The 11,578-nt window shown below is 68.7% G+C and carries 7 protein-coding genes; all 7 read right to left on the bottom strand.

The genetic code is table 11. The features are described 5' to 3' along the window. Nucleotides 1–4: 4 nt before the first annotated feature. The 7 genes from ACWA15_RS00235 to ACWA15_RS00205 all read right to left on the bottom strand — a co-directional run bounded on the left by ACWA15_RS00235 (nucleotide 5) and on the right by ACWA15_RS00205 (nucleotide 11,537). The gene (locus ACWA15_RS00235) at nucleotides 5–628 is read right to left on the bottom strand and encodes a hypothetical protein (protein ID WP_464057188.1); all 624 of its coding nucleotides are present in this window, start codon (nucleotides 626–628) and stop codon (nucleotides 5–7) included. A gap of 222 nt (nucleotides 629–850) precedes the next feature. Further along, complete coding sequence (locus ACWA15_RS00230; RefSeq protein ID WP_464057186.1) at nucleotides 851–1,888, bottom strand: glycosyltransferase family 2 protein; 1,038 nt, start codon at nucleotides 1,886–1,888, stop codon at nucleotides 851–853. Further along, complete coding sequence (locus ACWA15_RS00225) at nucleotides 1,885–2,556, bottom strand: hypothetical protein (protein ID WP_464057185.1); 672 nt, start codon at nucleotides 2,554–2,556, stop codon at nucleotides 1,885–1,887. Before ACWA15_RS00225 ends, ACWA15_RS00230 begins: the two co-directional genes overlap by 4 nt. Before the next feature lie 186 nt (nucleotides 2,557–2,742). After that, nucleotides 2,743–5,748, bottom strand: a complete 3,006-nt coding sequence (locus ACWA15_RS00220) for a glycoside hydrolase family 3 protein (RefSeq protein ID WP_464057184.1) — start codon at nucleotides 5,746–5,748, stop codon at nucleotides 2,743–2,745. A gap of 57 nt (nucleotides 5,749–5,805) precedes the next feature. Beyond that, nucleotides 5,806–6,228 carry a hypothetical protein gene (locus ACWA15_RS00215; RefSeq protein ID WP_464057182.1) on the bottom strand — a complete coding sequence of 141 codons (423 nt, stop codon included), beginning with the start codon at nucleotides 6,226–6,228 and terminating at the stop codon, nucleotides 5,806–5,808. 147 nt (nucleotides 6,229–6,375) lie between these two features. Further along, a complete protein-coding gene (locus ACWA15_RS00210; protein WP_464057181.1) occupies nucleotides 6,376–8,802 on the bottom strand; it encodes a glycoside hydrolase family 3 N-terminal domain-containing protein in 2,427 nt (808 codons plus the stop codon). A 332-nt stretch (nucleotides 8,803–9,134) separates the two neighbouring features. Then, entirely contained in the window at nucleotides 9,135–11,537 is a 2,403-nt protein-coding gene (locus tag ACWA15_RS00205) for a glycoside hydrolase family 3 C-terminal domain-containing protein (RefSeq protein ID WP_464057180.1), read from the bottom strand. Between the last annotated feature and the right edge of the window lie 41 nt (nucleotides 11,538–11,578).

Below are 11,578 nucleotides of genomic sequence, written 5' to 3'. Positions count from 1 at the left end.
CGAACTACGCTGCGGGCACCTCGGCACGCTCGGTCTCGGGCTCGGACTCGCGCTTGAAGATCACCTTGAAGATCGGGAAGAAGACCCAGAAGGACAGGGCGCTGTTGATGATCATAGTGGTGACGTCAGCGAGGGTCTCCCCGGTTGCGCCCCAGCCCCACGTGTCGATGAGGAGCTCGTAGATCGGCGCCTTGTAGAAGCCCTGGAGGGCCGCCGCGATGAAGGTGATGATGATGTACGCCAGCACGTACCAGCCCGCTGCCCGCCAGATGTTGGTGTTCGACTTGAACGTCACGTTGCGCTGGGCGAAGAAGTTGATGATCTGCGCGATGGCCAGGGTGATCTGGACGGCGAGGAAGTAGGCGAGCCCGCCTCCGCCGTCGGGCAGCGCCCCGGCGGCGTAGTTGAAGATGTAGAACGGTGACCCGTCGACGTTCGAGCCGACCTGCAGCACCTGGAAGGTGGTCTCGACGAGCGAGGTGTGGCTGAAGATCCACCGGAAGAACGGCATGAGGGCCAGCTGCAGCACGGTGATGCCGTTGCTCAGCATGAAGAACACGAGGAACTGGGCGGTGCCGGGACGGCGTTCGGCGAAGTTCGCCCAGGCAGCGCGGAGGCGGTGGAACATCAAAATCTCCTTGTCAGTGCCGCCGACAGGAGGAAACGGGGTCGCGAGCACCACGTCGCGGCCGGCAGGACCGGCAGCCACGCGCGCACCTCTCCGTTGAAGTCGGTGGTCGAGATTCCTATTCGACCTGACTGGCGAGGACCCACCAGCCCCCTCGCACAACCTGCCGATTGACGTGCACAACCTGTCCCGCCGTGAACCCCGGGGGGCGGACCAGGTGGCTCAGTTGAAGCCGACCGCCCGCTGCGCCACGAGGTAGGCCAGCACCGACAGGCCGCGACCGGGCCGTCCGGGGAGGTTCGCGACCTGGCCCATCACCGAGCGCGACCGCAGCCGGGAGTACAGCCACGGGTCAGCCGCCCGCACCTCGCGCCAGAACCGGTCACGCTCCTGGAGAGCGGCCGGGGTTCCTGCCCGGGCCAGCAGCACCGAGGACACGGCCGAGACGATCTTCGCGTAGTGCACGAGATAGCGCACCAGTCCCTTGGACACGTCGGCGCGGCTGCGCACCTCCTGCAGGTGCGCCAGCATCATCCGGTTGACGCGCAGCTGCTGGTCCAGGCGGGAGATCATGACGCTCTCGTTGACGGACTGGTCGGCCCGTCCGATGAAGTATCGGTACAGGTCGACGTCGTGGTAGTACATCGTGCGCACGTGGGCGAGCGGCACGTACGCGTAGAGGTTGTCGACGTAGAAGGTGTGCTCGGGCAGCAGCAGCTCGCACTCGCGCAGCAGCCCGGTGCGATAGACGAGGGAGTGCATGAGGATGTACTGCGACACCCCGAAGGCCTCGACGTCGTCCCAGTCGAAGACCTTCCCCACGGGCAGCACGTCGTGGTAGCGGACCGCGCGCTTGGTGCGCTTGCCGTCCTTCTCGTAGACGAAGTTGCTCACGACGACGTCGATCTCCGCCTCGCCCTGCTCCGCCCGCTGCCGGAGCATGCTGAGCAACGACGCGTACGCATCCCGGTCCACCCAGTCGTCGGAGTCGACGACCTTGAGGTAGTGCCCGCGGGCGACGGCGAGGCCGGCGTTGATCGCCGACCCGTGGCCGCCGTTGCGCTTGGAGATCACCCGGACGATGTGCGGGAAGCGCTCGGCGTACCCGTGGGCGATCTGGGCCGTCGCATCGCTCGATCCGTCGTCCACGACCACGACCTCCGTGTCGGCGGGCCCCGGCAGGAGCGAGTCGAGGCAGCGGTGCAGGTAGTCCGCCGAGTTGTAGCTCGGCACGATGACGGTGAGCAGCTTCGTGGTCATGAGACCGCACCCGTCGGTCCGACGGAGGTCACTGCGGGATCGGCAGCGGGATCGGCGTCGGGCTCGGCGTCGGGCTCGAGTGCGGGATCACGCTTGAAGATCACCTTGAAGATCGGGAAGAAGACCCAGAAGGAGATCGCCGAGTTGATGATCATCGTGACGACGTCAGCGAGGGTCTCCCCGGTGCCGCCCAGGCCCCAGGTGTTGATGAACAGGTCGTAGACCGGGGTCCGGTACAGGCCCTGCAGCGCGGCGGCGGCGAGGGTGATGATCACGTAGGCGATCGCGTACCAGGAGGCGGCCTTGGTGATGGAGGAGTTGGACTTGAACGTGATGGTCCGCTGAGCGAAGAAGTTGATCACCTGCGCGATGAGCAGGGTGACCTGCACGGCCAGGAAGTACGCCAGCCCGCCCCCGCCCTCGGGCAGGGCGCCGGCCACATGGTCGAACACCCAGTAGGGCGACCCGTCGGGGTTGGAGCCGATCTGCCAGAACTGGAACGTCGTGTCCACCAGCGCGGTCTTGCCGAAGATCCACCGGAACAGGGGCATGAGGGCCAGCTGGAGCGCGGTGATGCCGTTGCTCAGGACGAGGAACACGAGGAACTGGGCGGTTCCGGGACGCTTGTCGGCGAAACGGCGCCACGCTGCGCGCATGCGGGTGACCATGATGGCTCCTGGGGATCAGATGCGTCGGGTAGAGGTGTCGGGCAGCGCCCTGGTGGACGCCTTCGCTGCACATCGGTTGCGGACGGCAGCGCCCGCGCACTACTGGTCCCTCAGATCTGGGACACGTGCCCCTGCCCGTCGGGCCGGTGGTGGACACCACCGGCCCGACGAGGAGCGAGGATCAGCTCAGGCGTCGTCGCCTGTACGGCCAGCTCCCGCGAGTGCGGGCGCCGGGGTGGAGAGGGACTTCCCCGCCGTGCGGTGCTTCAGGACGCGACGGGTCACCATGAAGATGCCTCCCGCGACGAGCAGCCCCATGAGGATCGACGCGCCGATCTGGATGTAGACCCAGGTGGGCGGGGTGTAGGCAACCGTGGCACCGGGTGCGATCCCGTTCATGGCATTGGAGTTGGCGACCGTGAACAAGATGTTGTGGGTCGCGCTCCGGATGTCGCTCACGGCCTTGGCCGACGTCGTGTCCCCGAAGGACTTCGACGGCTGGAACGTCAGCGTGAGGTCCGTGCCGGCGCTGATGCTCTGGTTCGGGTTCATGTAGGGGTAGAGGTTGAAGTCGGAGATCGCGAAGCCTTCGAAGCCCCACTCCCCGCGGAGCACGTTCGTCATGAGCGCCTCCGAGCCACCGGCCCAGACCGCACCGATCCGGTTGAAGGAGCTCATGATCCCGCCGGCGCCGATCGTCGTCTCCGAGATGGTCCCGTCCGAGTCGGACACGTACTGGACGTCCATCGAGGTGTCCTTGATGACCATCTCGAACGGCTTGAGGTAGATCTCACGGATCGTCTGCTCGGTCGCCCAGGTCGCGATGCCGTTGTTGACGCGGTTCGTCTCCTGCTCGTTGAGCGCGAAGTGCTTGAGCATCGTGTAGACGCCCTTGTCCGCGGCTCCGTTGGAAACCGAGGTCGCCATCGCGCCGGAGAGGAACGGGTCCTCCGAGTAGTACTCGAAGTTGCGGCCACCGAAGGGGGAGCGGTGCAGGTTGACGGCCGGGGCGTACCAGCCGTTGAGGTCCTTCTGCAGCACCTCGTTGCCGATCATCGTGCCCATCGCGGTGCCGAGGTCGACGTCCCACGTCTGAGCGATGAGGACCTGCGAGGGGTAGGCCACTCCGTTGATCGAGGAGTTGATGAAGGAGGAGAGGCCCGCAGGCCCGTCCGGCTCGACCGTCTGCGGCTTGGCGATCGAACCGATCGCGGCCGTCTGGTAGGCGCCGTTGAGCAGCATGCCGGTCATGTCCTCGACCGAGATCGAGTCGAGCAGGGTGTCCCACTTCGGGTCGTCCTTGGGCAGGCCGCGCAGGTCGATCAGGGCCAGCTCGGACCGCTCGCCCGTCGTCGGCTCCTCGCCGTCGAACGCGGCAGCCATGGCCTCGGTGTCCCAGGCCTCGAACCCGGCCACGACGGCCTCGTCCGCGACGAAGAGGTCAGGTGTGGGGGCGGTCGGGAACGTCCCGGCGAAGTCTGCACGCGACATCGACAGGATCTTGCCCTCGGTCGGCTCGGCGCTGAACTGCGCCGAGACGTCGTCGAACTGGTTGGTCACCTCGGCGAGGTCGGAGGACCGGTGGTTCTCGCCGGAGTAGACGACGTCGGAGTCCACGGTGTAGACGATCGGCTCCGTGCCCGGGGCGACAGTGTGGGAGTCGGTGCGCAGGGAGATCGAGTAGTCGCCTGCCTCGAGGACGTAGGCCGCGGTGTCCAGGTGGTCGTAGGAGGCCATGGCCTCGACGGCGAGGTCGATCGTGACGGTCTCGCTCGCTCCAGGGGCGATCAGGGGCGTCTTGGTGAAGCCACCGAGGACGACCTCGGACTTCTCGATGCCGCCGGCCGTGTAGGGGGCGGTGTAGTACAGCTCGACGACGTCCTTGCCGGCAGTGGCACCGGTGTTCGTCACCTCGACCGTCACCGAAACGGTCCCGTCGACGTCGCCGGCCTCGGTGCTCACGACGGTCCAGGCGAAGTCGGTGTAGCTCAGCCCGTGCCCGAAGGGGTACACGACGGCCGCGTCGTAGTCGATGAAGCCCTCGGCCGCGGCGGTCTCGTAGTAGCGGTAGCCGAAGTAGATGCCCTCGGCGTAGTTGACGAACGGGGCGTCGGAGGTGACCGTGGCGTTGGAGGTGGCCGTCTCGATCGCGGCGACCGGGAACGACGCCTCGATGTTGTCGTAGACGAAACCGCCGAAGTTCGCGAAGGTCGGGTCGGCGGTGAAGTCCGCCGCCCACAGGTCCGCGGTGCGCCCGGACGGGTTCACGTCGCCCGTGAGGATACCTCCGAGGGCGTTGAGGCCCGTCGCACCCGGCGAGCCGGCCAGCAGGATCGCGTCGACCTCAGGGTCGTCCTGGAGTGCGCCCATCTCGATCGTCGTCGAGGCGTTGACCACCACGACCACGGTCTCGAAGTTCGTCTTGGCGAGCTCGATCAGGTCCTGCTCGTCCTTGTTGAGCTCGAGCTGGTGCTGACCGTCCTCGGCGTTGTCGTCCCACTCGGACATGTCCTGCGTGAGGTCACCGCCCTCACCACCCGGACGGCCGACGAACACGACGGCGGCGTCGGAGTACTGCGCGAACGACGCGGACTGCGCCTCGTACGCGCTGACCGGCAGCTCACCGATGGTGTAGGTGGAGGCCCCGGGGTTGTCCATCTCGATGTAGCCGCGCGGGTTCTCGGCGGCGAAGGCCTCGATGGTGGCGAAGACCTGGTCGTTGACCACGAACCCGGCGTTCTCCAGGCCCCCACGGGCGGTGACGGCGGAGTTGGTGTCCACGGAGCCGGAGCCGGAGCCGCCGAAGACGGGGTCAGCGGCCGCGCGGCCCAGCATCGTCACGCTCGAGCTTGCCGCGAGGGGCAGCGAGCCGGACTCGTTCTTTGCCAAGACGATGCCTGCACCGGAGATCTCCTCGACGAGAGCCTTGGCGGCCTCGTCGACCTCGTCGATGTTCGCGAAGTCGGACGTGTAGTACTCGGTGTCCCAGCCGGCCGACTCCTCGGCGTTCGTGAACTCGTAGGTGCCGGACCCGTACTGGGATGCGACCCAACCACCGGCCACGTTGAGCGCCACGTTCGCGACGACGGTGATCACGGTGGCCGTGGCGAGCACGGGGACCCAGATCATCAGGTACTTCTTGTTCGACATCGTCTTCTTGTCGCGATGCGCGTTCTCTGCCTTGGCGTTCACTGCGGTCCTCCTCGTGTGCGAGCGGTGATCAGGTCGTCGGTGTGTGGGACCCGACAGCTACTTCGAGACCGCGGTGATGGTGCCGTCCTGGTCGATCTGCCACGTGTCACCGGTGGCGGCCGAGTCGGCCTCGATCAGGTACGCGCCGTCGGTGATCGTGACGGTGCCCTGGACACGGGAGGCGGCGTCTGACGCGGTGTAGGGGACCACGAGCATGCCGTACTTCACGGTCGGCGCCTTGACGTCGCTCGCCAGCATGATCTGGCCCCACGAGTCGTCCTCGGCCAGCGCGTCAGCGACGGCCGTCTGGGCGTTCTTGAGGTCCTCGGCGACGTCGACATCCACCGGGGTGCTCTCCGCGGAGCTCTCCGAGGTCGTCTCCGAGGTGCTGTCGTCGCCGCTGCATGCCGCGAGTCCGAACGCGCCGGTCCCGGCGATCAGCAGGCCGAGGCCGGTGGTCAGCATCTTGTTGCGCTTCATGTCTACTCCTTGATGAGATCTGGCCGCAGGCTTTCCCCGCGACCGGTCGTGCCTGCCGGTGTCCGTGGGCGCCTGAGCGTCCACCGGTCCGGTGACCGGGTGGCCGACGACGTCCGTCGCCGGCCACCCAGCCAGAGCTCGAGGTGATCAGTCCGCGATCGGGCCCGAGTAGTTCAGACCGAAGCCGAAGGCCCAGTCGTTGGCAGCGGCGTCGATGTAGGTCGCCATGTCCTCACCGACTCCCTCGGACTGCGCCTCGACGGCGTCCATGTCGATCGGGAAACCGATCGGCAGGCGCCCCTGGGGCTCGTGCAGCCCTGCGGCCACCGTGAGCGTCGCGAGGTCGCTCACACCGAATCCGACCAGGACGGCGTCGGACGCGGCCTCGAACTCGGTCGGGACGACCGGGTTGTTCGCCTTGACGATGGTGACCAGCGGGATGTCCTGGCCGGACGCCTCGACTGCGGCGACCGCACGCTCGAAGGCGTGGATGTCCGACTCGTTCGAGATGCGCGAGGTGTTGCCGAAGTAGGAGCGGTTCTCCTTCGTGCCGTCCGCGAGGATGTCGCCACCGATCGAGGTCGTGCGCACGTTCGCACCGTCAGCAGTGTACGGCGCCCACTGCAGCGAGAGGGGGTACCACGCCTTGGTCTCGGCGTCCTGGCCGGCCGCGTTGAACGGCCCGCCGTTGTTCGGCGAGCGGAGCCCGACGAGCACCAGGTCGACCTCGGACAGGTCCGGTGCCACCTCGGAACCGGGGACGACGACGCCTTCGGCGTCGAGCTCGAAGGTGTCGGTGAGGACGGTGCCGAAGATCTGCTCGGCCGCCTCGATGCTCAGCGACGCTCCCTCGGTGTAGACCGCGGGACCGAAGAGTCCGCCCATGCCCGTGTCGGAGGTGTGCGGGATGTAGACGGTCTTGTCCGACCAGTCGCCCTCGGCCGCCTCGGCGACCGTGCCGTCGTTCTTCACCATGACGACGGACTCGAGCTGGGCGTTGAAGCCCGCCTCGACGTTCGCGGCGGAGCCGACCGTCGCGAGGGACTCCTCGAGCTCGACGTACGGAGCGTCGAAGAGGCCGGGCGCGAAGGACATCGTGAGGATGCGGGTGCCGGACTCGGCCCACCGCGTGTCGGCGTCGACGTCGACCGTGCCGGCCTCGAACTCAGCCTGCCACGCGTCGTAGGCCTGGAGGATGTACTCAGCGGTGTTGACGCCGCCGAACATGTCGACGCCGTTCTTGAGGACCGCGACGTAACGCTCGACGGGGGTCATGGCCTCGGCGCCCCACGCGGTGCCGAGGAAGGCGCCTTCGTCGGTGATGCCGGTCATGACGGCCCAGTCGGTGACGATCGCGCCCTCGAAGCCGATGTCCTCGCGGATCTGGCGCATGAGCTCGGTGTTGTACGCGGTACCGATCACCTGGTCGCCGGCGACGGGCTTGCCGTCCTCGCCGAGGCTGATCGAGTACGACGTCATCATCGCGAGCGAGTCCGTCGCGGCGGCGAACACGGACGCGTGGTCGTCGAGACCCTCGCCCGGGATCGCGTACTTGCCCACGCTGGTGTGCGACTCGCGGCCGCCCTCGCCCGAACCGTCGCCCGGTGCGTGCTTGATGGTCGTGGGAACGCTGTTCTCGCCCCAGCCCTGGTTGGTGCCATCCTCGGCGTAGGTGCCCTGGAAGCCCGTGACGTAGGCGGTGGCCAGCTCGGCGGCGAGCTCCGGGTTCTCCCCGAGCGTGCCGGCCACGCGCAGCCAGCGCGGCTCGGTCGCGAGGTCGATCTGCGGGCTCAGGGCGTTGGAGATACCCAGTGCGCGGTACTCGTCGGACACGACGCGGCCGAAGTCCTCGACGGTCTCGGCGTCGAAGGTCGCGGCGAGGCCCAGCACCGACGGCCAGAGCGAGACACCCGCACCGGTCTCGATGTAGCTGGAGCCCGACTGCGCCTCGGAGCGGGGGTCGGAGCTGAAGTTCGCCGGGACGTAGGGCTCTTCGGCCGTGGCGACCGACTCGGTGTACGCCTGCACGGCGTTGACCCAGGTGACGTTCTCGGTCACGTCAGACCCGCCCGCGTTGAGCACGTTGCGGAGCTTGTCCTCGGACAGGTAGGTCTCCTGCGCGGCGGTGAGGCCGTCGGCGGGGGACCGCTCGTGCGAGCTGAACAGCATCAGCCCGGAGATCTGCTCGACGGTCAGCTGGGACGCAAGGTCGGCGGCGCGCTCGTTCGCGGCGACGCGCCAGTCCTCCCAGACGTCGAGCGTGCCGTTCGCGTTCATGTCCTTGAACGCGAGCTTCTGCCCGTCGACGTCCTCGGTGAGCAGCTCGATCCCGCTGTCCGCGCCGTAGGACAGGACAGCGCCGTCGCCGGGGTTGGTGACCACGGTGAACGTCGTCTTTCCGTCGGTGACCTCCCGCGTGGTGAACGCGTCGCCACCGGCGGCGGTCTTGCTCTCCTCCGGGGTGGCACTGCTGCAACCGGCGATCGCGAGCATGGCGATCCCCGTGATCAGTGCTGCGCCCTTGATGCCGCGGGCCTTCGTGTGGCGAGATGTCGCCGTCGTCGTAGTCTTCATCGACCTTCCCTTTCGCTGAACATGCGGATACACACGCGTGTCTCCTTTGACTGTCGTGCGGACCTGGTCGACGTCACAGTCGCGCCCTGTCCGTGCGAGGCTGTGCTGCCCATGGCACATGTGGTGTCCCACTACCGGAGCCCAGCGATCTCATCTCAGCCCAGTTCGCAGCGGACCTGGGGCTCTTCTCCACAACCTGTCGATCCGAGCGCACAGACTGTCGCCGGAACCAGGCGCCCCGTGCCGCGGAGGGCCTTTCCGCCGCTACCACCTCCGCCGCCCCGCGCTGGTCAGCGCGGGGCGGCGGGTGGCAGCCGGGGGGGGAGTGGGGGTCAGCGGGGATCGCGACCTGCCGCGAGCGCGCGGCGCATCGTGCGCGTCGACCGGGCGTTGCGCACGGCTGCCGCGGCGAGCGCAGCGATCCCGCGCACGTGCTTGCCGTTGACGATCGTGAGGATCGCCTCGACCATCGGTGTGCTGACCGAACCGTTGGTCATCTTCGCGATGGCGCGCAGCGGCATGTTCTGCAGGAAGAAGAGGTTGAGGTCCGGGGTCCCGCGACGCTCGGCCCGCATCTCCAGCGACCGCAGGATCCGGGCCGCGAGGCGTGCCAACGGGCTCCGTGCCGCCCGCATCGCGAGCAGCGGGTCGTTGAGACCGAGCAGCGGCTCGTGGACCGCGACGGTCAGCGGACGGCCCAGCAGCGACTCGAACTCGGCGTCGGAGACGTCCGTGATCGTGGCCGCGGCGTAGCTCGGCAGCAGGGCCGCGTCGGGCGCCGGCTCGACGCCGTCGACGTCGAGCGTCGCCCGCAGCGGGGTGTCGGTGACGTTGGAGCCCACGAGCACGGCGTAGGTGCCGCGCTCGATCGCCCAGTCCCCACGTTCGGTGGCGTAGTGGGCGAAGGCTCGCTCGTCGAGCGGCACGGTGACCGTGCGCGAGGCCCCCGGGGCCAGCTCGACGCGGGCGAAGCCCTTGAGCTCGCGGGCCGGGCGGTGGATGCCGTCGCTCTCGCGGGCGACGTAGACCTGGGCGACCTCGGCTCCGGTGCGGGCGCCGGTGTTGCGCACCGTGAAGGTCGCGCCGCCTTCGGTGACCGAGAGGTCGGAGTACTCGAAGGTGGTGTAGCTGAGCCCGAACCCGAAGGGGAAGAGCACCGGAACCCCTGCGGTCGAGTAGTAGCGGTAACCCACGAACAGCCCCTCCCGGTACTCCAGGACGTCGTCCGCGCCGTACCAGCGGTGCGCGGGGGTGTCCTCGAGCCGCACGGGGTAGGTCTCGGCGAGGCGGCCGGACGGGTTGACGCGACCGGTGAGCACGTCGACCGTGCCCTCAGCGCCGGCCTGCCCGCCCAGGAAGCCGTGCAGCAGCGCCCGGGTGCTCTCCAGCCACGGCATCTCGACCGGAGATCCCGCCGCCAGGACGACGACGACGGCCGTGCCCGCGGCGTCGAGCGCCCGGAGCAGCGCCACCTGGTTGTCCGGAAGCTTCATGTGGGCGCGGTCGCGCCCCTCGGACTCGGACACCTCGTCGAGACCGAGGAAGAGCAGCACGACGTCGGCCCCCTGCGCCGCCAGGACCGCCTCGTCGCGCAGGGCGACGTCCGCGGCGCCCGAGCGCTGGAATCCTTGGGCCGAGGCGACGACGTCCAGACCGGAGGAGGCGAGCGCCTCGGCCGGGATGGTCAGCCGCGTCGGGTTGACCAGGGACGAGCCGGCGCCCTGGTAGCGGGGCGTCGTCGCGAAGTCACCGATCACCGCGACCCGCGTACCCGGGGTGAGCGGGAGCACGCCCTGCTCGTTGCGGAGCAGCACGTGCCCCGCCGCTGCGGCACGACGCGCCAGGGCGTGGTGCGCGTCATGGTCCACGGGCCGTGCCTGACGGCCCTCGGCCCACTCACCGAGGGCGAGGATCTCCGCGACGCGCGGGTCCAGGTCGCTCTCCTTGAGGCTCCCGTCCTCGATCGCGGCGAGGATCTGGCGCACCGAGTCGAAGCCGGGCGAGGGCATCTCCAGGGTGCCCCCGGCCAGGGCTGCGGCGACGGGGTCGTTGCCGCCGCCCCAGTCGGTGATGACGGCGCCGTCGAAGCCCCACTCGTCGCGCAAGATGTCCTGGAGCAGGTGACGACTCTCGCTCGCGAAGGTGCCGTCCACGAGGTTGTAGCTGGACATGATGGTGCGCGGGGCCGCCTCGCGGACGACCTTCTCGAAGGCTGCGAGGTAGATCTCGCGCAGCGTCCGCTCGTCGACCACCGAGTCCGACGTCATGCGCCGGTGCTCCTGGCTGTTGACGGCGAAGTGCTTGGGGCAGGCGGCCACGCCCTGCGACTGGATGCCCCGGACGTAGCCGGCGGCCAGCGAGCCGGACAGGAACGGGTCCTCGGAGAAGTACTCGAAGTTGCGTCCGCACAGCGGGCTGCGCTTGATGTTCAGACCCGGACCGAGCAGCACGTCGACGCCGAGGTTGGACGCCTCCGCCCCGAGGGCCTCGCCGATCTCCTCGGCCAGTGCCGGGTTCCACGTGCTCGCGACCGTGACGGCGGTCGGGAAGCAGGTGGCCGGGCTCGAGGCGTTGATCCCCAGGTGGTCGGAGGAGCCCACCTGGCGCCGCACGCCGTGGGGACCGTCCGCGAGGATGAGCGACCGGATCCCGGCCCGTGGGACCGCTCGGCTCTCCCAGACGGAGGCCCCGCTCAGCAGCGACGCCTTCTCAAATGCGGTGAGTTCTACGGACATGGGTGAGTCTCCTCGGGGGCGGGGGTCGAGGGTGCGTCGTT

This window comes from Sanguibacter sp. TS_SC_8 (assembly GCF_055361235.1).
Note: the sequence above shows the minus strand (reverse complement) of the source record. Positions and strands in the feature narration are given on the sequence as shown.